This window comes from Streptomyces sp. NPDC007905 (genome assembly GCF_042959345.1).
Lineage (GTDB): Bacteria > Actinomycetota > Actinomycetes > Streptomycetales > Streptomycetaceae > Streptomyces.
On the sequence record NZ_JBIBKS010000004.1, the window covers coordinates 138,766 to 160,366 of the forward strand.

18 protein-coding genes and 1 pseudogene are annotated in these 21,601 nt (G+C 69.7%); 7 read left to right on the forward strand and 12 right to left on the reverse strand.

What is annotated here, in order from left to right; translation table 11 throughout:
• The first annotated feature begins 391 nt into the window (after positions 1-391).
• The gene (locus tag ACFZDC_RS09330) at positions 392-586 is read left to right on the forward strand and encodes a DUF397 domain-containing protein (RefSeq protein ID WP_391321803.1); all 195 of its coding nucleotides are present in this window, start codon (positions 392-394) and stop codon (positions 584-586) included.
• A gap of 292 nt (positions 587-878) precedes the next feature.
• On the opposite strand, the gene ACFZDC_RS09335 is transcribed toward ACFZDC_RS09330, so the two are convergent.
• The 4 genes from ACFZDC_RS09335 to ACFZDC_RS09350 are packed head-to-tail and all read right to left on the reverse strand — an operon-like array spanning position 879 to position 5,434.
• Positions 879-2,243, reverse strand: a complete 1,365-nt coding sequence (locus ACFZDC_RS09335; protein WP_391321805.1) for a GH1 family beta-glucosidase — start codon at positions 2,241-2,243, stop codon at positions 879-881.
• 29 nt (positions 2,244-2,272) lie between these two features.
• A complete protein-coding gene (locus ACFZDC_RS09340) occupies positions 2,273-3,112 on the reverse strand; it encodes an ABC transporter permease subunit (protein WP_391322188.1) in 840 nt (279 codons plus the stop codon).
• 13 nt (positions 3,113-3,125) lie between these two features.
• Positions 3,126-4,112: an ABC transporter permease subunit gene (locus tag ACFZDC_RS09345; protein ID WP_391322190.1), complete on the reverse strand. Its 987-nt coding sequence runs from the start codon at positions 4,110-4,112 to the stop codon at positions 3,126-3,128.
• A 5-nt stretch (positions 4,113-4,117) separates the two neighbouring features.
• Positions 4,118-5,434, reverse strand: coding sequence for an extracellular solute-binding protein (locus ACFZDC_RS09350; protein ID WP_391321807.1), 1,317 nt, complete (start codon positions 5,432-5,434; stop codon positions 4,118-4,120).
• Positions 5,435-5,628: 194 nt separating this feature from the next.
• Here ACFZDC_RS09350 and ACFZDC_RS09355 point away from each other — a divergent pair, with 194 nt between their 5' ends.
• Positions 5,629-6,918: an ROK family protein gene (locus ACFZDC_RS09355; protein ID WP_391321809.1), complete on the forward strand. Its 1,290-nt coding sequence runs from the start codon at positions 5,629-5,631 to the stop codon at positions 6,916-6,918.
• Between the two features lie 675 nt (positions 6,919-7,593).
• On the opposite strand, the gene ACFZDC_RS09360 is transcribed toward ACFZDC_RS09355, so the two are convergent.
• The 5 genes and pseudogenes from ACFZDC_RS09360 to fusA form a co-directional block, all read right to left on the reverse strand.
• Positions 7,594-8,427 carry a class II glutamine amidotransferase gene (locus ACFZDC_RS09360; protein ID WP_391321811.1) on the reverse strand — a complete coding sequence of 278 codons (834 nt, stop codon included), beginning with the start codon at positions 8,425-8,427 and terminating at the stop codon, positions 7,594-7,596.
• 38 nt (positions 8,428-8,465) lie between these two features.
• The gene (locus tag ACFZDC_RS09365) at positions 8,466-8,813 is read right to left on the reverse strand and encodes a carboxymuconolactone decarboxylase family protein (protein WP_391321813.1); all 348 of its coding nucleotides are present in this window, start codon (positions 8,811-8,813) and stop codon (positions 8,466-8,468) included.
• 364 nt (positions 8,814-9,177) lie between these two features.
• Complete coding sequence (locus tag ACFZDC_RS09370) at positions 9,178-10,041, reverse strand: hypothetical protein (protein ID WP_391321815.1); 864 nt, start codon at positions 10,039-10,041, stop codon at positions 9,178-9,180.
• Positions 10,041-11,117, reverse strand: a complete 1,077-nt coding sequence (locus ACFZDC_RS09375) for a hypothetical protein (RefSeq protein WP_391321817.1) — start codon at positions 11,115-11,117, stop codon at positions 10,041-10,043. The genes ACFZDC_RS09370 and ACFZDC_RS09375 overlap by 1 nt, the downstream gene beginning before the upstream one ends.
• A gap of 437 nt (positions 11,118-11,554) precedes the next feature.
• Positions 11,555-13,602: pseudogene (gene fusA / locus ACFZDC_RS09380) on the reverse strand (elongation factor G).
• A 473-nt stretch (positions 13,603-14,075) separates the two neighbouring features.
• Here fusA and ACFZDC_RS09385 point away from each other — a divergent pair.
• Positions 14,076-14,711, forward strand: coding sequence for a hypothetical protein (locus tag ACFZDC_RS09385; RefSeq protein WP_391321819.1), 636 nt, complete (start codon positions 14,076-14,078; stop codon positions 14,709-14,711).
• Positions 14,708-14,938 (forward strand): hypothetical protein, encoded by a 231-nt coding sequence (locus tag ACFZDC_RS09390; RefSeq protein WP_391321821.1) that lies wholly within the window; start codon positions 14,708-14,710, stop codon positions 14,936-14,938. The genes ACFZDC_RS09385 and ACFZDC_RS09390 overlap by 4 nt, the downstream gene beginning before the upstream one ends.
• 34 nt (positions 14,939-14,972) lie before the next feature.
• Here ACFZDC_RS09390 and ACFZDC_RS09395 read toward each other — a convergent pair whose 3' ends face one another.
• On the reverse strand, positions 14,973-15,650 hold the full coding sequence (locus ACFZDC_RS09395) for a DUF429 domain-containing protein (RefSeq protein ID WP_391321823.1): 678 nt from the start codon (positions 15,648-15,650) through the stop codon (positions 14,973-14,975).
• A 446-nt stretch (positions 15,651-16,096) separates the two neighbouring features.
• Between ACFZDC_RS09395 and ACFZDC_RS09400 the strand changes: the two genes are divergently transcribed.
• Positions 16,097-17,305 carry an Ig-like domain-containing protein gene (locus tag ACFZDC_RS09400; RefSeq protein ID WP_391322192.1) on the forward strand — a complete coding sequence of 403 codons (1,209 nt, stop codon included), beginning with the start codon at positions 16,097-16,099 and terminating at the stop codon, positions 17,303-17,305.
• Between the two features lie 19 nt (positions 17,306-17,324).
• A complete protein-coding gene (locus ACFZDC_RS09405; protein WP_391321825.1) occupies positions 17,325-17,609 on the forward strand; it encodes a hypothetical protein in 285 nt (94 codons plus the stop codon).
• Between the two features lie 51 nt (positions 17,610-17,660).
• On the opposite strand, the gene ACFZDC_RS09410 is transcribed toward ACFZDC_RS09405, so the two are convergent.
• Together ACFZDC_RS09410 and ACFZDC_RS09415 are read right to left on the reverse strand one after the other, a co-directional pair.
• On the reverse strand, positions 17,661-17,864 hold the full coding sequence (locus ACFZDC_RS09410; protein WP_391321827.1) for a hypothetical protein: 204 nt from the start codon (positions 17,862-17,864) through the stop codon (positions 17,661-17,663).
• A gap of 246 nt (positions 17,865-18,110) precedes the next feature.
• Complete coding sequence (locus ACFZDC_RS09415) at positions 18,111-19,064, reverse strand: AI-2E family transporter (protein ID WP_391322194.1); 954 nt, start codon at positions 19,062-19,064, stop codon at positions 18,111-18,113.
• A 795-nt stretch (positions 19,065-19,859) separates the two neighbouring features.
• Here ACFZDC_RS09415 and ACFZDC_RS09420 point away from each other — a divergent pair.
• Positions 19,860-21,599 (forward strand): amino acid permease, encoded by a 1,740-nt coding sequence (locus tag ACFZDC_RS09420; protein WP_391321829.1) that lies wholly within the window; start codon positions 19,860-19,862, stop codon positions 21,597-21,599.
• The last annotated feature ends 2 nt before the right edge of the window (positions 21,600-21,601 follow it).

Below are 21,601 nucleotides of genomic sequence, written 5' to 3' on the forward strand. Positions count from 1 at the left end.
CTCGACGTGCCGGAGCAACGAGAGCACCAGATCGGGCGTCTCCTGCAAACAATGCCGGAGCGACGAAACCGAGAACACCGTGCAGCCCCCCTTGCCATGCGCTTTGCGCGCACCTTTCAGCCCGGATATCCGCCGGGTGACGCCCGACCGCGCTCCCCACGCGGCCTGGGAAGAGCCCTGCGCCGTGCGACCTGCGGTGACGGCAAGTCATGGCACTACTGGACATCAAGGCACTTTCGAGACGGATCTTCCCATGTCCAGGCCGCCACTTCACAGCCCTCGGTTCACTGAAATACTTGATCGTTACTAAGGGTTGGCCCTAACCGCCGTTGCGAACCGATCACCCACTGCGCGCGAGTCGCTGGCCTTCGTCGAGAAGTTGCTTGGAGAGATGAACGTCGAACAGCCTGTACCTGAGTCGGCGTGGTTCAAGAGCAGCTACAGCAGCGGGGCTGGTTGCGAATGCGTAGAGGTCGCCGTCACCCCCGGCACGGTCCACGTCCGCGACTCGAAGGACAGGACCCGTGCCGCACTCGCCGTGGGACCCACGGCCTGGGCCGCCTTCGTAGAGTTCGCGGCACGCTGACAGAGGTGGCGCCGACCGCAGGGCCCTTCGGCGGACATGTGCTTGCTGAGGGCCCCGCGCAAGGCACCTTGGTCGCCGGATGCCCACGCCGGCGTAGGCCGCCACGGCAGTCACGTCCGCACGCAGCCCGACAATCAAGGGAATGAACGGGTGCGGACCGGTGGGCGCGAGCTCCCGCACCCGCGCCCACCGGTCGTCCGGGCCGGACTCAGACCGCCCGGCCGGAGTCGCCGGACTCAGACCGCCCGACGTCCGTCGCCGCACTCAGACCGCCCGACGCGAGTCGCCGGACTCAGGCGGCCCGGCGTGCCTGGCCGCGGTGGACGCGGACGATGTCCGCGTACCGGTGTCCGCTGCCCTTGATCGTGCGCACCTGGGTGCGGTAGTCGACGTGGACGAGGCCGAAGCGCTTGGCGTAGCCGTAGGCCCACTCGAAGTTGTCCAGCAGGGACCAGGCGAAGTAGCCGGCCAGGGGGGCGCCCTTGCGGGCCGCGGAGGCGCAGGCGGCCAGGTGGCGCTCCAGGTACTCCTGGCGCTCCGGGTCGTCGACGGTGCCGTCGGGGCGGACCACGTCCGGGAAGGCCGAGCCGTTCTCGGTGACGTAGATCTTCCGTGCACCGTACTCCTCGGTGAGGCGCAGCAGCAGCGTCTCGATGCCGCCCGCGTCGATCTCCCAGTCCATGCCGGTGCGCGGGGCGTCCGGGCGGCGTACGGCGCGGACGCGGGGGGCGGGGCCGTCGGGGTCGTCGGCCACGTACGCCGGGAAGTAGTAGTTCAGGCCGAGCCAGTCCAGGGGCGTTGCGATCGGCTCCAAGTCGCCTGGCTGCTCAGGGAGTTCTACGCCGTACGTTTCGACCATGTCCGCCGGGAAGCCGCGGCCATGCACCGGGTGGAGCCACCAGCGGTTGACGTGGCCGTCGTGGCGGCGGGCGGCCGCCAAATCCTCGGGACGGTCGGTGGCGGGGTGGACGGTGGAGAGGTTGTTGACGATGCCGACCTGCGCGCCCGGGGCGGCCGCGCGGACCGCCTGCGTGGCCAGGCCATGGCCGAGGAGCAGGTGGTAGGAGGCGCGTACGGCGGCGGTGAGGTCGGTCCAGCCGGGGGCCATCTTGCCCTCCAGGTGACCGATCCAGGCCGAGCAGGAGGGCTCGTTGAGGGTGGCCCAGAGCTTGACCCGGTCGCCGAGGCGTTCGGCGACGGCCGAGGCGTACTCGGCGAACGCGAAGGCCGTGTCCCGCTCCGGCCAGCCGCCGCGGTCCTGCAGCACCTGGGGCAGGTCCCAGTGGTAGAGCGTGACGCACGGGGTGATGCCCGCCTCCAGCAGCGCGTCCACCAAGTGGTCGTAGAACGCCAGGCCCTTGGGGTTCACCGGACCGGTCCCGCCGGGGATCACGCGTGGCCAGGCGACGGACAACCGGTAGGCGTTGACGCCGAGTCGCCGCATCAGACCGATGTCCTCGCGCCAGCGGTGGTAGTGGTCGCAGGCGACGTCGCCGTTGTCGCCGTTCGCGATCTTCCCCGGGGTGTGCGAGAAGGTGTCCCAGATCGACGGTGAACGGCCGTCCTCGGCGACGGCCCCTTCGATCTGGTACGCCGCTGTGGCCGTGCCCCACAGGAAGTCGTGCGGGAGTGCGGCGAGGTCGATGCGTTCGGACACGGAAGTCCCTTCGGAATGCGGGGTGTCGGTCACTTGACGGCGCCCGCCGTCAGGCCGGCGACGAGATAGCGCTGGAGGAGAAGGAAACCGGCCACCACGGGCACGCTGACGACCAGCGAGGCGGCCATGATCTGGTTCCAGTAGACGTTGTTGAGGGTGGAGTAGCCCTGGAGGCCGACGGCGAGGGTGCGGGTGGCGTCGTTGGTCATGACGGACGCGAAGAGCACCTCTCCCCACGCGGTCATGAAGGCGTAGACGGCGACGGCGACGATGCCGGGGATGGCGGCCGGTACGACGATCCGCAGCAGCGCCCCGAGCGGGCCGCAGCCGTCCACCAGTGCCGCCTCGTCCAGGTCGCGCGGCACCGAGTCGAAGTAACCGATCAGCATCCAGATCGAGAACGGGAGGGAGAAGGTCAGGTACGTCAGGATCAGGCCGCCGCGGGAGCCGAACAGGGCGATTCCGGTGGCGTTGCCGATGTTGACGTAGATCAGGAACAGCGGGAGGAGGAAGAGGATGCCCGGGAACATCTGCGTGGACAGGACGGTGACCGTGAAGACCCGCTTGCCGCGGAACTCGTAACGGCTGACGGCGTAGGCGGCGAACACGGCGATGACGACCGAGCAGAGGGTCGCCGCGCCGGCCACGATCAGCGAGTTCACGAAGTATTTGGCGAGCGGGACCGTCGACCAGATGTCGATGTACGGCCGGATCGTCAGCCCGCTCGGCAGCCAGCGGAACTTGCCCGTGACGTCCGCCAGCGGCTTCAGCGAGCTGGAGACCATCACGTACACCGGCACCAGGACGAAGCCGGTGAGCAGGGTGAGGAAGATCCGCCGGGACCACAGGAACGAACGGGGCGGCGCCATCGGGGAGCTGGTGTCAGACATCGGCGGCCCTCCGTCCGCGCGAGGTGAGCAGGAGGTACCCGCCCGTCACGACCAGCAGGAAGAGCAGCAGCAGGACGGACATGGCGGAGCCGGTGCCGAAGTTCCAGGTGACGAAGGACGCCTGGTAGATGTGCACGGAGATGAGGTCGGCGGCCTCGGGGGCGGACTTGCCGAACAGCACGTACGGCGTGTTGAAGTCGTTGAACGTCCACAGGAACAGCACCAGGACCAGGACCTGGTTGACGGGGCGCAGCGAGGGCAGGGTGATGCGGCGGATCTGCTGCCGGATCCCGGCGCCGTCCAGCGCGGCGGCCTCGTAGAGCTCCTTGGGGATGTTCTGCAGTCCGGCCATCACGATGAGGAAGGCGAACGGCCAGCCCTTCCACACCGACACGGTCAGCAGGGTGTAGAAGCTGTTGTCGCCGATGAGCCAGAAGGTGGGCTTGTCGGTGAGGTGCAGCTGGTCGTGCAGGACGTGGTTCACCAGGCCGTTGTCGTGCTGGAACATGAATACCCAGGTGATGACGGCCGCGTAGACGGGCAGCGCGTACGGCACCAGGAACAGGGCGCGCAGCAGGCCGCGGCCGCGGAAGGTGTCCTGCATGAAGATCGCGGCGGCTGTGCCGATGAGCCAGCACAGGCCGACCGAGAGCAGGGTGAAGCCGATGGTGACGAGGAACGAGTGCAGCAGCGCCTCGCCCACCGGCGCATCGAAGTCCACCGACACCTGGTAGTTGCCGAGGCCGGACCAGGGGGCACTGCCCCAGTCACGGATGTAGAACTGGGTGAGTTCCTTGCAGCTCATCACGATGCCGATGACCATCGGCACCAGGTGGACGAGGAGTTCGAGGAGCAGGGCGGGCAGGAGCAGCAGGTACGGGAGTCCGATGCGGCGGATCCGCCCGGTGCGGCGGCGGGGTTCGCGCGCCGCACCGGGGGAGGTCTCGCGGACCGGCTCCTGCAGAGCGGTCGGGGTCATCGCGCTCACGCCGCCGGCATCTGCTGCTGGGCCTTCTCCAGCTTCGCCTTGACGGAGTCGGTGGTCACCGCGCGTCCGGCGGCGGCGTCGGCGAACAGCTCCTTGACGGCCGTGCCGACCGCCGTCTCGAACTGCGACTCGGACGCGACCTGGGGCAGCGCGGCGGCGCTGGTGGCGAGGGTCTGCTTCAGCACGGCGTTCGCCGGGGCGTTGAAGGCCGCGTCCTCCTGGGCGGTCCTGACCGGCGGGATGGAGGTGTAGGCCTTGTTGAGGATCTTCTGCTCGTCGTCGCTGGTCATGAACTTCACGAACTTCGTGGCGCCGTCGAGGTTGTGGCTGTTCCTGAAGACGGCGATGTTGATGCCCGCGACCATCGAGTTGGTCTGGGCGCCGGTGCCGGGGGTGCCGGACCGCACGGGCACGGGCGCGATGCCGTAGGCGTCCTCGCTCATGCCCTGCGAGTTGAGGTTGGCCGCGGCGGACTGCCACAGCAGCATGGCCTGCTTGCCCTGGGCGAAGTCGCTGACGGACTGGTTCTGCGCGTACTCGGCGTCGCCGGTCGGGACGACCTTGTCCTTGGCCATGAGGTCGACGTACTGCTTGACCGCGTCGACCACCTTGGGGTCGGTGAAGTCGGGCTTGCCGTCGGCGGTGAAGAAGTCGGCGCCGTGCTGCTTGGCGAAGACGAAGACGTGGTGGATGTTCTCCGACAGGTTCGAGCCCTCGGCGCCGAGGACGGACTTGCCCTTGGCCTTGATCTTCTTGCCGTCGGCGATCAGCTCGTCCCAGGTGGCCGGGGGCTTGGAGATACCGGCGTCGGCGAAGATCTGCTTGTTGTAGTAGAGCGCGTACGCCATCGAGTACAGCGGCACCGCGGCGGGGTCCTTGCCCTGCGCCCCCGTCGAACCGAGCGCGGAGTCGACGAACCGGTCCTTCCCGCCGATCTTCTGGAAGGTCTTCGCGTCCCACGGCAGCAGCGCGCCGGTCGCCTGCAGGGAGGCGCTCCAGGTGTTGCCGATGTTCAGTACGTCCGGGCCCTGGCCGGAGGTGGTCGCGGTGAGGATCCGGTTGAGCAGGTCGGACCAGGGCACGACCTCCAGCTTCACCGTGATGCCGGTCTGCTTCTCGAACTTGTCGAGTTCGGGCTGCAGGACCTTCTTGTCGACCGCGATGCTGGCGCCCTGGTTGGAGGCCCAGTACGTGAGCGTCTTCGGCGAGTCGTCTGACCCCCCGCCGCTGGACGAACCGCCTCCACAGGCCGTAGCCGCGAGGGCGAGAGACATGGTGACGGCACCTACGGCCGCGGCTCGGATGCTGCGCATGGCTCCTGGTGTCCCTTTCCGGGAGTCGAGAACCCCGAGGCTGCTCGCGAGAGCCGACATCCCGTGCGGCACCCGAAGCCCCTCATGGCTTAATTTAGGATGTGAGTTAAACCTCAAGAGAAACGGTCGTCAAGGGATCCGGCAGCGGCATCCGGCCGGGCGGCCCTCGAAAATGCGCGAACCAGGGAGGTCGGGTGGCAGGGCTGGGCGGCCGTACGGTGCGTGACCTGCGGCGGGAGAGCCGGAGCGCGGTTCTGCAACGGTTGTATTTCGACGGCCCGATGAGCCGGTACGCCCTCGGTCCGGCGACCGGACTGAGTTCGGGCTCCGTCAGCAACGTTGTGGCCGAACTGCTGGCCGACGGGCTGGTGGAGGAGGCGGGCAGCGTCGGCTCCGTCGTCGGCCGGCCGCGCCGGCTGCTGCGGATACGGCCGGACAGCGGGCGGCTGATCGGGGTCGACGTCGGCGAAACCCGCGTCCGGGTGGAGCTGTTGGACCTCGGTCTCTCCGAACTGGCCTGGACCGAACGGCCGTTGGCGCCACGCGGGTACGACGTCGACGCGGTCGTCGGCCATGTGCACGAGGGTGTCGCCGAGGTGCTCCGTACGGCCCGGCTCGCCCCGGCCGACCTGCTCGGCGTCGGCATCGGCGTGCCCGGCATCATCGAGGACGCCGGGGAGGAGGGCGCGGTCGTCCACGGCCAGACGATCGGCTGGGACGCGGTCCCGCTCGAGCGACTGCTGCGCGTGACCGGCCAACTCCCCTCGCACGTGCCGTACTTCATCGACAACGGTGCCAAGACGCTGGGCCAGGCCGAGATGTGGTTCGGCGCCGGGCGCGGGGCCCGCAGCGCCGTGGTGGTCCTGTTCGGCTCCGGCGTCGGCGCCTGTGTCGTCACCGAGGAGGCGGCCCAGGGACGGGCGGTGGAGTGGGGGCACCTGACGGTACGGGTCGGCGGGCGCCGGTGCCGGTGCGGTGCCTTCGGCTGTCTGGAGGCGTACGCGGGCGCGGAGGCGTTGGCGGCACGCTGGCGGGAGGCGGGCGGCCGACCGTCGGCCGGAGCCGGCGAGGAGACCGCGCTGACCGAACTGCTCGCCGCGGCCCGGCCCGCGGACGGCCGCGCCGCCGACCCGGTGGCGGCGGCCGTCCTCGCCGAGACCGCCGAGTACCTGGGCGCCGGTCTGTCCGACCTGATCAACCTCTTCCAACCGGAACGCGTCCTGATCGGCGGCTGGGCGGCCCTCCAGCTCGGCGGCGGCTTCCTGGACGAGGTCCGGGCACATGCCCTCGCGCACGCCCTGCGCTTCCCCGCCGCCCGGGTCGGCATCGAACTGGGCCGCCTCGGTCCGGACGCGGTCACCGTGGGCGCGGCGGTCCTTCCGCTGGCCGCGTTCTTCGCACGCGGCGGAAGCCGGCCGCGTACCGTGACGCGAGTGGTGCCGTCGCCCGCGTGGCGGGCGGCGTTGGACGGACGGCTGGCGTGAGGGGTCCCTCCGGGGGGTGGGCGGGTGTCGCCGGCTGGGGTGGCGCTGGTCGGTGTTGACGTGGCGGCTGTGAAGGTGGCGCGCAGGGCGTTTTCTGTGGGCAGCCCGTCTGAGCTGGTGGGCGGCCCATCCGGCACCGCTGGGTGGTCCGGTCAGTAGAGGTGCGGCCTGGTCGGTGTGGGCGCGCAGCCCTGCCGGTACCTCCGCCAGCTCATCCGGCACTGGTGGGCGGCCCCGTCGGTAACGGTGCAGCCGGACGGATCAGCACGCGGCCGTGCCGGTACTGATGGACGGCCACCCGGGAGTGGTGGTCGGCTCAGTCGTTACCGGTGAGGCTCGGGCGGCGGCAAGGCAGCGCCGGACTCGCGCCTCCCGACCGTGTGAGTCGTTCGGCGCGGCGCCGACCGGACCAACGGCCAGCCGCAGTGCCGACCGGACGAACAGCCCACCGCACCGCCACCAGTTGGCCGCACCGCCACCAGTTGGCCGCGCCGGCGCCCGGGCGAGGTTCACCACACCGTCGGCGCCACCCAGGCACCAGCCTCACGCACAGCCTTCCCGGACAACCACCCCCGACTGCGGTACCCGTAACGCGGTGTTGAGCGGTCGGCAGCGTGAGCCGGCCGCTGCGAAGCCCTCCGCACGGTCCGCCACGCGCACCCCGCAGGGCAGCCGTCAGGGCAACTCGGGTCGGAACTCCTGCAGGATGTCCCCGCCGGGCTGGACGATTCCGTAGCTGTTCGCCGGGACCTCGATCCAGGCGCCGGGCAGGTCGCCGAGTGGTTCCGACACCACCAGGCGGGTCTCGTCCGAGACGTCTCTCAGGAAGTCGGTCTCCGGGTGCAGGGCCCGCAGGTCCTCCACGCCGGCGCTGTAGTACAGCGACCTCGGCGTGCCCTGGCTGGCGTAGCGGAAGGCCAGGAGCCGTTCCCCGTCGGCCACCGCGAGCGTCATCTGCAGCGGGGCCGGCACCCCGTGCTCCCGGCCGAGCCGCTCGACGAAGCCGGTCATACGGGCGACGGCTCCGGCCGGGTCCTCCTCGAGGCCGAACGTGAGGGCCAGGTAGAACATCGCCTCGGAGTCCGTGGTGCCCTCGATCGACGCGAAGAGCTCAGGGTCGACGGCGAGGAGGATGTCCCGGCGGAGTACGTGGAAGCCGGCGATGGCGCCGTTGTGCATCCACATCCAGCGGTCGTACCGGAACGGGTGGCAGTTGGTCGCCTGCACCGCTGTTCCGGTGGAGGCCCGGACGTGCGCGAAGAACAGGGGGGCGCGGACGTGCCCGGCGATCTCCCGCAGGTTGCGGTTGCTCCAGGCCGGGCCGATGTCGTGGAACACGGCCGGAGTGCGGGCGTTTCCCTGGTACCAGCCGATGCCGAAGCCGTCGCCGTTGGTCGTTTCGACGCCCATCCGCGCGTGCAGGCTCTGGTCGATCAGCGAGTGTTTCGGGCGGTACAGGACCTCGTCGAGGAGCAGGGGCGTTCCCGAGTAGGCGAGCCAGCGGCACATGGCTCACGCTCTCCCCAGGGGGCCGCGGCGACGGGCGGTCATGCCGCGCCCGTTCCCGGCAGGTCCAGCCCGAAGGCCACCCCGATGTTCTGGGCGGCCGACACCACACGGGCACTGCCGACGACGGGGGCGATGGCCACGAGCGTGCCCTGGATCTTCTCGAACGGGACACCGAGCTCTTCCGCCGTGCCGATGTTGAGCAGGTAGGAGGCCGGGGCGGCGTCCAGGGCCACCAGGGCGGCGATGCGCGCGAGCAGATACGTTTCCGGGTCGAGTCCGGACCGCTCGAAGGTGTCGAGCGTCATATGGACGAGCGTTTCGAACACAGGAGCGTCTGCCGCGGCGAGAGCGGCCACGCCACTCGCGCCGGTGATGTCCTCGGTCATCTTTCGCCTCACGCCTCCGGGCCAGGGACCAGCGATTTCGTCTTCCAGCTCACCCGTTCCCCAGGGTGGGCGCATCGCCCGGTGAGGGTGATTTCCCGTGCGGACGAGACGGCCCGCGAGGCAGCTGCTTCAGCTGGCCTGCCGTGTCGCGGGCGGCCCGGGCAGGCGCGGCCACCGTGCGCGCACGGGCAAGCAGACGCGGCACCACGCGGTCCGTCTGCGCGGTGCGGCGTCTGCCCGCTGGTGCGGCGACCGGACCACGAGCCGTCTCCGGTCAACAGTGATCAGCGAGTACAGCGGCGGCACGGCAGCCGGCGGGGACCACACCCCGAACCGAAGAGGCCCTCGGACCCGGAGTGTGTCCTCACATGCGCTCCGGCCGGGCGCCGTCCCGCTCCGGGTCGGCGTCTTCGAGCCCTTCGAGGCTGATGCCGGCGACCATTCCCTCCGCCCGGTTCCCGAGTTTCGCCGCTATGGCCTCTCGCAGCCGAGCGTGCACCCGCTCGGTGAGGACCAGGGTGACGAGGGATTTCTGGAAGTGCGCGTCCGACTCGAAGAGTTCCTTGCCGAGACGGGTCACGTACTTCTTGGTGCTGAAGGAGAACCGGCCGACGCGCAGCATCACGCCGGACTCGTCCGACTCCCCGGACGCCAGGGCGAATTGGAAATTCCCCTTGCCGCCCGCATGACTCGGACACTCCCACACGAACTGTGCGGATTCGCTCGAGTCGGTGAAGGAACGGAGAGTGCGGCGGACGAGCGCCGACTCGTCCGCTGTCGCCACCGGCTCCATCAGGTCCGTCACGACGGTGGTGATGGTGTACGGGACCTTCGACGGGTCGTAAACCGTGAATGCGTCGCTCTGTGAAGTCACCCATCCGATCTGCTCCAGTGCCGACTGGTGGTGCTTGTACCAGCCGGCGGGATCGGTGAAGCGGTCGGCCTTCGCTGTGGCGGCGAGTTGAGCCAGGAGCAGGCTGTGGAAGACGTCCTGAGCATGCTGCGCGGAAACCCCTGAGGTGACGGAGACGATAGAGGCGGCGACCGCGGCTGCCGACCCCCCTTCGCCGTGGCCCTCGAACCGCGCGGGTTCAGGGCCTACATCGAGATCGCGGAGGGTGCTCAGGGTCTCGGATATGCGCCTTTCGTCGACACGCCCTTCCTCTTCGACCGCCTCCTCGACACGGACCGCGCCGGGTAGGCCTCCCTGCTCCTGCGGGTCCGGCATCAGTGGTCGCCCCCACCCTCCTCGTCCGAGAAGTCGGGGAGGCCGGCGATGTACTTCTGGGCGCGATTGCCGAGTTTGGCGGCGACGGCGTCGCGGATCCGGTCGTAGATGTGCGTGTTGAGCACGAAGGTCGTCCGGGTCGCCTGAAGCAGGGTGGTCTGGCTGTTGAAGCGCCACCACAGTACGTCCGTCACGTTCTCGCTGGTGCGGAAGTTGAAGGCGCAGAGCTTGAGCGAGACCATCCCGTTCTCGGATTCGCCCACGGAATCCACTTGGAAGTTTCCTGCGTTCGCTTCCACCGAGTTGGACCGGAATATCTGCAGGCGGCGGTCGTCGACCGGTAGCCCCTGCATCAGCTCGATCGCAGCCGAGACGAGGTCCACCTGCCGCGCGGTCATGATGCCGGATATCACCTTGAGGAGGGCCGCACTCATGCTCAATTGGCCCGACTGGGAACGAAGCCCGAAGAAATCGAATGCCGGCACGACCCAGGCAAGTTTCTCGAGTACATGGCCGTAAGACCTGGTCCACCCGACGGGCTCGCTCTCGCGGTCGCACCGGCCGTTCGCGACGAGCTGGGCCAGAAGGCAGGAGTCCAGCACGTCGAAGATGTTCTGTCCCCTGATTCCGTCGACGAAGGTCGCGACGATGTTGCCGTCCACCGCGGCGGCCGGAGCAGTGGTCGGCTGGTCCAGCACGATGTCGTCCAGGGAGTCGGCGGGGTCGTCCGCCGCCGCGTCCAGGTTCAGGCTCCGGGCCGCGGCCGCGGGGACGAGGCGGAATCCCGGTGCCACGATGGGGCCCTCGTTCGGCAACACCAGGTCGTCGATGAACTCCTGGGCCTTCTCGACGCGCATCGCCGTGTAGCGGCTGTCGCCCGCCAACTGCTCCTTGATGGCCACCTCGGGATTCGTGGTGGCTCGTTCATCGGTGAACTTGGTGCTTTCCCGAAGGGGCCGCCGCACCCGGGACATCCGGGGGCCCGGAGGCTGGGGGGCCGATTCCGGTAAGAGGTCGTAGATTTCCACGGACATCTTTTCTCCTTCGCGTTCATCGCTCCGCCGGCGCGAGGTCACCGCGGAATACCCATGATTCGCTCGGTCGCGACGAGCCGGAGTCTTCGAGGGATTACTTCTACTCGTGGCGTCCGCAGTGCGTCAACGCGGGCAAAGTCCCACACGGAGAACTCACGTCACTCCCGTGATGAAAGCCCGCGAGTACACCTGTTCGCTCTCGTCCGCCGGTGCCCGTGTATTGACAACACAGGCGGCGACTCGAAGTGTCCCGTCTCGGGGGATGCCGAATCATGCGGCAGGGTTGCGGTGAAAGCGATGGCCGCAAGAGGGGTGGCATCCGGCTTCGCTCCCCGGCGGTGCCTGTACCTCGTCCCGTCGTTCGGCGTACGACAATTGGTTCCGGTCGGCGTGGAGCACAGAACCCCTCACGGGCCCCCTGGCGACAACGAGAACCAGGGGGCCCGCTCACTCACGTGACGACGCGAGGGATCCGACGGCTACCGAACCGCCGCCTGCTGCGGTGCCGGGGCGTACCCCGCGGGGCGGGTGGTGAAGGTGCCCCGGCCCTGGGTGCGGCTGCGCAACCGGGTCGCGTAGCCGAACAGTTCGGCCAGCGGCACGGTGGCGGTCAGCACCGCCGCCCCGCCCCGGTTCTCCGAGCCGGTGACCCGGCCGCGCCGGGCGGCCAGATCGCCGAGCACTGCGCCGACCGCGTCCTCGGGCACGGTGACCGTGACCTCGGCCACCGGTTCCAGCAGGGCCGTCGCGCAGGCGCGCAGCGCCTCGCGCAGCCCGAGCCGGCCGGCGGTGCGGAAGGCCGTGTCGGAGGAGTCCTTCACATGGGTCGAGCCGTCGGTCAGCGTGACCCGCAGCCCGGTCACCGGGTGACCGCCGAGCGGACCCTCGGTCAGGGCGTCCCGGCAGCCGGCCTCCACCGCGCGCACGTACTCCTGCGGCACCCGCCCGCCGACCACGACGGACCGGAACTCGAAGCCCGTCGCACCCACGTCGGCCCCGAGCGGCTCCACGTCCAGGACGACATGGGCGAACTGCCCTGCCCCGCCGTCCTGTTTGACGTGCCGGAAGACCAGGCCGCCGACCCCGCGCACGACGGTCTCCCGGTACGCGACCCTCGGACGGCCCACGGTGACCTCCGGCCCGCCGTCACGGCGGATCTTCTCCACCGCGACCTCCAGGTGCAGTTCGCCCATTCCGGACAGCACCGTCTGCCCGGTCTCGCCGTCGGTGCGCACCACCAGCGAGGGATCCTCTCGGCGAGCCGCGCCAGTGCCGTCGCCAGCCGGCCGGTGTCGGTGCCGCGGCGCGCCTCGACGGCCACGGACACGACGGGCTCGGCGACCGTGGGCGGCTCCAGGAGCAGCGGGGCGCCGGGATCGCAGAGGGTGGAACCGGCCCGCGCCGCCTTCAGTCCCGCCACCGCGACGATGTCACCGGCCACCGCCCGGTCCAGCTGGACATGCCGGTCGGCCATGACCCTGAGGATCCGCGCCACCCGCTCGGTGCGCCCGGTGCCGGGATCCCACACGGTGTCTCCCTTCTCGATCGTGCCCGAGTAGACGCGCAGGTGGGTCAGGCGTCCGGTGCCCCTCGCGTGCACCTTGAACGCGAGCGCCGCGAACGGCGCCTGCGGGTCGGCGGCCCGCCGCTGTTCGGTGTCCTCGTGGACACCGCGTACGGCGGGTACGTCGAGCGGTGACGGCAGGTAGGCCACCACCGCGTCCAGCAGCGGTTCGACGCCGCGGTTGCGGTAGGCGGAGCCGCACAGGACGACCACGCCGTCGCCGGTGCGGGTGAGGTCGCGCAGGCCCGCGGCGAGGGAGGCGGGGGCGAGGGTCTCCCGGTGGCAGAACTCCTCCAGGGCGGCCGGATGCAGCTCGGCCACCGCCTCCTCCAGCACCCGGCGCCGCCTCAGGGCCTCCTCCCGCAGCGTCTCGGGCACCGGGCCCTGCACCGCCGTACCGCCGCCGTCGTCCCAGACCAGGGCGCGCATGCGCACCAGATCGACGACGCCGGTGAAGCCGTCCTCGGCGCCGATCGGCATCTGCACGACGAGCGGGGCGGGATGCAGCCGCTCCCGGATGGAGTCGACGGCCCGGTCGAGGTCGGCGCCCGCGCGGTCCAGCTTGTTGACGAACGCGATCCTCGGTACGCCGTGCCGGTCGGCCTGCCGCCACACCGACTCGCTCTGCGGCTCGACCCCGGCGACGGCGTCGAACACGGCGATCGCCCCGTCGAGGACCCGCAGCGAGCGTTCGACCTCGTCGGCGAAGTCGACGTGGCCGGGGGTGTCGATGAGGTTGATGCGGTGACCGGCCCAGGCGCAGCTGACGGCGGCGGCGAAGATGGTGATGCCCCGGTCGCGTTCCTGGGGGTCGAAGTCGGTGACGGTGGTGCCGTCGTGGACCTCGCCGCGCTTGTGGGTGGTGCCGGTGGCGAAGAGGATCCGCTCGGTGACGGTGGTCTTGCCGGCGTCGACGTGGGCGAGGATGCCGAGCTTGCGGACGGTCGCGAGGTTGGTGCGCACGGCCCATGGCCTTTCTGAGGATCAGGAAAAGGGGCAGCGCGATTACCCGGACGAAGGCATGCCGGATCGACCGACCCGCCGACGGACGGCAGGGGTGAGCGAACCGGGTCAGGGACTCGTCACGGCATCCGGTGCCGGCCGCGCAGCGGGCACCGGGCGGACGAGGACACCAGGATCACCTCGGACCGCGACGGGGGAACGACGACGGCGGTACGGTCACGCACGGCGGGCTCCCCTCGGTGTCTGTGTCTCACGACGCGCGCCGCCGTGACATCGCGGCGCTCGGTACGCGACGACGTTATGAGAGATCAGGCGGCCGGGGCACCTGATTTTCCGGCGGATCCTCGGCCGAGTCCTCGGCCGTGCTGCGCGTTAGCCCGCGGGAATGATTCACCGGCGCCGCCGGGTGAACCGCGTACGGTGGCCACGCGTCGACGGCAACCGCAGGCGCTCGCCCGCTAACGTCGGCTTCCGTGCCGTTGAGCTATGCGTTCGTGAACCTGAAACCCGGGGTGGGGAAGACCACCAGCGCCGTCTGGTTGACCCACGCCCTGCACGCGTCGGGCCTGTCACCCTTGCTGGTGGACAGCGACCCAGCGTCCTCGGCGCTGCGGTGGAGCGAGCTGGCGGGCGGTTTTCCGTTTCCCGTCCTCGCCCTTCCGGTGGGTGACGTACACCGGCGGGTGAACGACTTTCTCGACAACCGGCAGGCAGTGGTGTTCGACGCCCCGCAGCTGGAGGACCACGCCCAGATCGCCCGAGGCGTCATGAGGTACGCGAGCGAGTGGATCGTGCCCGTGACCCCGGCCCCGATCGAGCTGGACCGGATGGCGCCGATCGACCGTGAGATGGACGACCTGCAGTCCCTGCGCTCCCACCCGGCCCGCGCCGCCGTCCTGCTGAACCGCACGAATCGTCCGGACGCCACGCGCACCGGTCCCGATGCCGACGCCCGCGAAGCCCTCACCGAGCGGGGTTTCGACGTGTTGTCCACACACATTCCGCGGCTCGACCTGTACTCCCAGTCCTTCGGGAGCCCCGTCGAGGTGAAGGGCACCGCGTACATGGACCTGGCCGAGGAACTCATCAACCGTCAGGACACGGTATGAACCAGCGCAAGGACACCTATCGCGCCGCACTGCAGCGTCGACCGGAGGCGACGGCCCCCACGTCCGCTCCGACCAAGGTCACGCCACTGGACACCCGCTACATCAAGGTGATCATCGAAGTGGACGGCGCATGTGCGCGCGACCTCACCGACTGGGCCGGACAGCGGCTCTCCGCGCTCGTGCGCGCGGGCGAGGCGGTCCTGCGACCGCTGAGGCAGGGCCGGTGAGCCGGCCGACCGGAACACGCTGCCCGATCATCGGTCAGTAACGAATTTCGACGAGACGCCCCTCCGCGTCCGGCTCGGGCGCCGTGGGAACCCGTTCCGCGGTACCGAGCGCGATCCGGTACGCCGACCAGGCGGCGGCAGCCGCGTCGAGTACGTCGTCCACGGCGATCCGGTCGGCCTCCCCGAGCTCGTCCGGGAGCACGACTCCGGCCTCGGCCAGCAGTGCGCGGCGCAGGTTCTGGCCGCGCCAGGTCTTCTTGGGGTACGCGGGTGGCACCCTGCCCGCCATGGCGCGGAAGGACAGCTCGGGGTGCACCTCGTGGATGCGCTCATCGGCAAGCCAGCACGCCCGGGCCTCGAGGAGTTTCGGTGCCAGCGCCCAGGCCTGCCGGCTCAGCCCGCTGCCGGTGAGCTCCTGGCACCGGCTCGCGGCCGCCAGGTAGTCGGGCTCCTGCCAGGCCGGCCTCGGCGCGATGAGAAAGACGCTGCTGCGTCGCGTCCCCAGCAGCGCCCTGGCCGCGAGGTCGGCGGCACGCCGGCCCTGCTCCACCAGGCCCAGCGGCATGTCCACGGCGATCGCCCGTACGGTGCCGGCACGCTCGATCAGCTCATCGAGGGACACGGCCACCAGGCTGCCCGCGTACGCACCGTCCGTGAGCAGGATGCCCACCCACCCCTGCTTTCCGCAGGCGTCGATTCCCAGGACGTCCATCGCACCCCGCACGCCGACTCGGACCGAGAGTTACTCACCACGGGCATGGGCAGCCCGACGATCAGGCTCCGCGCAGATCCTGCACACGACGGAGCTTGCCCAGCGAGCGCCCCAGCGTCTCGGGCTCCACGATCGCCTCCCCCCGGTGCCGCCGACACCGCCACCGGCGCCCGTGACCGGTATCACGCCCATCGCAGCGCGCCTGCCATGGCCTGCACCGATCGGCGAGAACAGATCGACTACGCGCCATCCGCCCGTCGAGCAGAGCCTCGGCGACGCTCCCGCTGGGCGTGGAATCCGCCACAATTTACCCCTTAAGGGCGATGAATGCATAAAAGTAGTCTCTAGAGCCGGTTGCCCTCCTCCGGTAACCAGCTCCAGGGATTCAACGGCCAGTGGCATGGGAGAAGCGTTTGATCACGGCACGTAAGCGACGCACCGGGCTGATGGCTACGGCCGGCGTACTCGGCGGCGTACTCGCACTCACGGCCCTCGGCGGTACCAGCAACGCTGCCACCAGTGGCAACGGCACCGGGAACCAGCCGAAATCGCAGGCTCAGGCAGGTCGGGCGGGCGCCCAAGGGGCTTCCGACGCGCGAATAAGGATCACCCCCGGGCCAGGTGCCTACGACGTCGGGATCAACGACCCCGTCAAGGTCACCGTCGGTAAGGGCAAGCTCACCAAGGTGACCATGACCGCCGTCGCGACCGGTGCCGAGATTCCGGGCGCCCGGTCCGCGGACGGCACGTCCTGGCAGCCGAACGGCCGGCTGGAGCGGGCCACCAAGTACCAGATCGCCGCGGAGGCCGTGGACGCCCAGGGGCGCCCCGTCACCGAGAACGCGACGATCACCACGGTCTCCCCGGCCAACGACTTCGTCGGGCACCTCTCCCCCGAGAACGGCTCGACCGTCGGCGTGGGCATGCCGGTGACGGTCAACTTCGCCAAGGTGATCAGTGACAAGGCCGCCGTGCAGTCGGAGATCCGGGTCAGCTCCAGCAGCGGCCAGCGGGTCGTCGGCCACTGGTTCGGCGGCACCCGCCTGGACTTCCGCCCCGAGAACTACTGGAAGCCCGGCTCCACCGTCACCGTCACGCTCAACCGCTACGGCATCCGGAAGACGGTCACGTTCAAGATCGGCCGGAGCCAGATCAGCACCGTCGACGCCAGGATGAAGCAGATGGCCGTGGCACGGGACGGCAAGACGATCAAGACCATCCCGATCTCGTCCGGCAGCCCCGAGCACCCGACGTACAACGGTCGGATGGTCATCTCCGAGAAGTTCGGGCAGATCCATATGAACGGTGCGAGCGTCGGCCTCACGGAGAAGGACGGCAAGCCCTCGTACGACATCAAGGCCGTACCGCACGCCATGCGCCTGACCGACTCGGGCACGTTCATCCACGGCAACTACTGGGGTGCCGACTCGGTCTTCGGCAAGGTCAACACCAGCCACGGCTGCGTGGGCCTGAAGGACGTCAGGGGCGGCGGCGACGGCAGGCAGCCCGCCGCGTGGTTCTTCGACCACTCGATGATCGGTGACGTCGTGATCGTCAAGAACTCCGCCGACAAGACCACGCTGGCGCCGGGCAACGGCCTCAGCGACTGGAACATGCCGTGGAGCGAGTGGGTCTCGGGCAGCGCGACGCACTGACACCGCGCCACTCCCATATATGAGCCTGCATCCCTTCCGCCGGGCGGCGGCCGACATCGGGTCGGCCGCCGCCCGCGGCGTCAGAGCGCTCGAACTGCGGAGTCACCAACGCATCCAAGCTGCCGACGCCCACAAGAAAGGGCCCCTGTACGAGGCCCGGGGCATGATCGTCTACGACAACGCGACGAGGACCGCGACCGTCAGGTCGAGGCCCTCACTTCCGTGTGGCTACGGTGCGTGTCCGTGGGGCGAGTCGACCGCTGACGGTACGGTCATGGCGGCGCACGGCAAGCTCTGCTTCTGAAACCGACGTGTGACGAGAGACCGGGGCGGCGTCGGGCGGTGGCCGATCAGGTCAGGACGAGTTCCAGTACGGTGACCGAGAGCGGTGCACGGTGCTGGTGAAGGACGCTGCCGCGCCGGTGACGGTGCTGGTCCTGGGCACCAACGTGTCGGGCTGCGTCAGCGTGTTGGTAGTGGCGCGCGCGGGGCCGGTCAGGACCGTCGTGGTGGCCTGCCTCTTGACCCCCTTGGCCGGCCCCTTCAGTTCGACCGGCACGTTCACCTTCTCCGTCCCGGAGTTGACGACCGCGAGGTAGAGGCGGTTCCCGGAGCGGGTGGCGACGGTGGCCGAGGCCGGGCAGGACGGACGGGCGTGTACCGGTGATCCGCAGCGTCCGTGTGCCGCGCTCCGTGCGACCGCGCGCCTCGGCCTGCCACGGGCGGGTTCAGGGGCAAGGCTCGGGACCCCCGCCCTCGTCGAAGGTCGTCCGAACCAGCCTTCACACCGCGGGAGACCAGGCCGTCATGAGGTGTCGGTGCGAGGGAAGACGTACTCGTCCAGCAGGATCCCGATGGAGACGGCAGCCGGTACCGCGACCAGGGCGCCGATGATGCCCAGCAGGGCGCCACCGGCGAGGACGCCGACGACGGTGACGACGGGATGCACGTCGACGGCGTACCTCATCGCGCGGGGCATGATCAGGTAGTCCTCGGCGAGGCGGAAGCCGACGTAGAAGCCGGCCGTGGCACCGGCGATCGGCAGGGACACCGACAAGGCGACCAGGCTCACGGCCACCCCGGCGATGGTCGAACCGACGACGGGGATCAGATCCATCAGAGCGACGAAGAACCCCAGGGCGGCCGGGTACGGTACGCGGACCGCCGCGCACCAGGCGAAGGTCGCCAGACCGGCGATGCCCGAGGTGGCCAGGTTGGCCAGCATGAAACGGCCCGTCCGGGCCAGGATCTCGTCCGTCACCGTCTCGACCCGTGCGCGTCTGCTCGCGGGGACGAAGCGGAAGCCGAACTGCTTGATCACGGGCAGGGCGGCCATGAGGTAGATGGTCACGACGACCACGATGACCGCCGACGTCACCAGACTCAGCACCATCTTCCCCGCTCCCAGCAGGCCGCCGAGCAGGCCCGTGCCACCGGAGGAAAGCGCGCCGTGGACCCTGGACACCAGGTGGTAGCGATCTTCCAGATGGCCGAGGAAGGTATGCCGGTCGTGGAGTTGCGCGAGCCAGTTCGGGATCGCCCTGATCAGAGCGTCGACCTCGTTCGTGACGGGCTGGGCGATCAGGGCGACGAACCCCGCGAGGCACATCACGAACCCCAGCAGCACGACGAAGACCGCCCAACCGCGCCGTACGCGATGCCGGGTGAGCAGACCGACCAGCGGCTCCAGACCGATGGCGATGAAGACGGCCGCCAGAAAGAGGGTCAGCAGTTCGCCGATCTGCAGGACCGTCTGCACCAACAGCCAGGCCAGCGTCGCACCGAGTCCGAGACCGAAACCGGCTCGCACCCAAGACCCGCGGGGGGCACCGCCCACCGCCCCGAGGGCCCCGCCTCCTCTCGGGGCCTGCCCCCCTTCCCCTGGCTCCCCTGCAGCGGCCTGTGGCCGCCCTACCATGCCTTTCTCCGCCCGCCCGCGCCGATGGACGCGGGCGCCATAAGCGCGTGCCATGAACAGCTCTCCTCCCTCATCCGGTATCCCCCGTCTACCCCGAACAGGGGGCCCTGGTAGGTCGGGGATTCATCGCCTACGGCCCTTCGAACTCTGGCCGGGCGAAGTCTCCGTCGCGTGGTCCAGGCGTCGGCAGGTTCCAGGCCCGTGGCAATCCCGTCCTCACGGCGGTTCACACGGAGGACCCAGCCGAAGAGCCCTGAACCGCATCGGGCCTGATGAGCCGCCATGGGTGAGTGGTCAGTTGCCAGGGGCCGCCGAACTCCTGCCACGGCGGGGTGCGCAAGGCGGGAACCGTGTCTGCCCGCACACGTTCCGCGAGTTCGAGACCTTCTGCAACGGGCATCGGTCGCACCGAGCCCTGGATCTCTGCCCGGTGGCACGAACTGTGGATCGGGGTCACGGGTGCCGGGCGACGCGGCGGATCCCGTTTCACCGACGTCCGACGGGACCACGGGACTTCGTCGAATACCGCATCGGCAAGAGAAGCTGATGAAGCATCACTCAAGGGCAACTGCGAGTTGTAACCTGTCGTCACACCAGGTGCCAACCATCAGTGAACGCTACTCGGGGGACAGCAGGATGGCCTTGCAGGTGCGGCCCACCAGCGGCCAGCCGAAGGAGTACGTACCATCTGACGAACCGCGCCGGCTCTCGCTGTTCCAGCTCTTCGGACTTGCCGCCGGGGGGACGATCGGCTCCGGCTGGCTGCTGGGCGCGGTCGACGCCTACGACAAGGCCGGCAGCTATGCTCCGTGGGCCTGGCTGATCGGCGGGCTGGTGATGCTGGTCGTGGCCGGTGTCATGGTGGAGTTGGGCACGGCTGCACCGAAAACCGGAGGGCTTATCTTCCTTCCGTTGCAGAGCAGTGGACCACTGGTGGCGATCGTGGCCGCGGCGGGGCTGTGGATCTTCTACGCGATAAACGCGGCCAGTGAGTCCGTGGCGATGACCAAGGGGCTCTCGTCCATACTGCCCACGTCCCTGATAGGGACAGGGACCACCCTGACCGCCTGGGGCTGGGTCTGCTCGCTGGCGTTGATGGCGGTCATCTCGGCGACCAATCTGCTCGTCCCACGGCTGGTGCGGATCGGCAACTCCTGGCTGACCGTGGTGAAGGTCGTAGTCCCGCTGCTCACCATCGTCCTGTTCATCGCGTCCGGATTCGATCATCATCACGGGGGCGGGGGCGGGGCCGGGAACGGGACCGGCGGCGCCGGAGGGTACGGCGCGGTCCTGGCCGCCGTGGTGGACAGCGGGGTGATCTACGCTTATGTGGGATTCCAGGGCCCGCTGGACTTCGCCGGAAACGTCAAGGCCGAGGGCCGGCTGACCGAGCCTGCCCGGCTGCGTTGGGCTGTCTACGGCACGATCGTCGGCACAACCGTGCTCTACATCCTCCTCCAGATCGTCTTCAGCTCTCGCCAGGGGCATTGGGATCCGGGCCGCCCGGACTCCCCCTACACCCAGTTCGCCTTCGCGTCCTCGGTCGCCTGGCTCGGGTGGTGTCTGCGGATCAACTCGGTGCTCTCCCCCATGGGCGCCGGGCTGGTCTTCACCCATGCCCTGACCCGCGAGGTCGCCACGCTCAGCCGCGCCCATCTCACCCACCGGGGCCTGCAGACAATGCGCACGACCACCCTGCGCGGCAGGGACGTCTACTGGCTCGTGCTGGCGGTGGACTTCGTCGTCGGGGTGGTCACGCTGCTCGCGATGGGCGGGCGATGGCACACCCTGGTCGCGGCCGACGGCGTGCTGACCCTCGTCGTGTACGCCGTTCCCGGCGTAGCCCTGGTCTCCTTGCGCGACAAGCTGCCGCCGGTCTCGCCGAGCCGCAACCAGGCCCGCCGGCACGCGGCCTGGCTCAGCTTCGTCCTCATTGCATTGATCCTGTACGGAGCCGGGTGGACAGCCCTGTGGCATGGGATGGCCGTGCTCGCCGTCGGCTGCGTGCTGCTGCTCGGATTCCCGGTACTGGCCCGGCAGTTCCCCACGCTGGGACGGTTCTACGACGCCCGGGAGCATGTGACGCGCTTCCGCCGGCTGGGCTCCGACCCGGCCGCCCAAGCCGCGGCCTGCCTTCTCGGCATGTTGGCACTGCTGCTGGTTTGCACCCTGTTCGGCAACCCCGAGCCCGCTGCCCCACACCGTCTCTCGTTCTATCTGTGGGGCGGGGGTGTGGGGGCCACGGCCCTGACTGCCTTCTGCGGCATGGTGTGGGCCTCGAAGCGCCATATCGGGCGAGTGGAGCCGCTGCTACCGCTACCGACCTCCCAGCTCCGCGAACGAGAGCAGGGGCGGCCCCGGGAGCCGCAGCGGTAGCT

What these genes read in the sequence shown, in the direction of transcription:
- ACFZDC_RS09360 (WP_391321811.1), bottom strand. Translation starts at nt 8,427, where the DNA reads ATGTGCCGCTGGCTCGCCTACTCGGGAACGCCCCTGCTCCTCGACGAG.
- ACFZDC_RS09420 (WP_391321829.1), top strand. Translation starts at nt 19,860, where the DNA reads ATGGCCTTGCAGGTGCGGCCCACCAGCGGCCAGCCGAAGGAGTACGTA.
- ACFZDC_RS09365 (WP_391321813.1), bottom strand. Translation starts at nt 8,813, where the DNA reads ATGACCGAGGACATCACCGGCGCGAGTGGCGTGGCCGCTCTCGCCGCG.
- ACFZDC_RS09405 (WP_391321825.1), top strand. Translation starts at nt 17,325, where the DNA reads ATGAGCCTGCATCCCTTCCGCCGGGCGGCGGCCGACATCGGGTCGGCC.
- ACFZDC_RS09350 (WP_391321807.1), bottom strand. Translation starts at nt 5,434, where the DNA reads ATGCGCAGCATCCGAGCCGCGGCCGTAGGTGCCGTCACCATGTCTCTC.
- ACFZDC_RS09345 (WP_391322190.1), bottom strand. Translation starts at nt 4,112, where the DNA reads ATGACCCCGACCGCTCTGCAGGAGCCGGTCCGCGAGACCTCCCCCGGT.
- ACFZDC_RS09370 (WP_391321815.1), bottom strand. Translation starts at nt 10,041, where the DNA reads ATGCCGGACCCGCAGGAGCAGGGAGGCCTACCCGGCGCGGTCCGTGTC.
- ACFZDC_RS09340 (WP_391322188.1), bottom strand. Translation starts at nt 3,112, where the DNA reads ATGGCGCCGCCCCGTTCGTTCCTGTGGTCCCGGCGGATCTTCCTCACC.
- ACFZDC_RS09395 (WP_391321823.1), bottom strand. Translation starts at nt 15,650, where the DNA reads ATGGACGTCCTGGGAATCGACGCCTGCGGAAAGCAGGGGTGGGTGGGC.
- ACFZDC_RS09330 (WP_391321803.1), top strand. Translation starts at nt 392, where the DNA reads ATGAACGTCGAACAGCCTGTACCTGAGTCGGCGTGGTTCAAGAGCAGC.
- ACFZDC_RS09390 (WP_391321821.1), top strand. Translation starts at nt 14,708, where the DNA reads ATGAACCAGCGCAAGGACACCTATCGCGCCGCACTGCAGCGTCGACCG.
- ACFZDC_RS09400 (WP_391322192.1), top strand. Translation starts at nt 16,097, where the DNA reads ATGGCTACGGCCGGCGTACTCGGCGGCGTACTCGCACTCACGGCCCTC.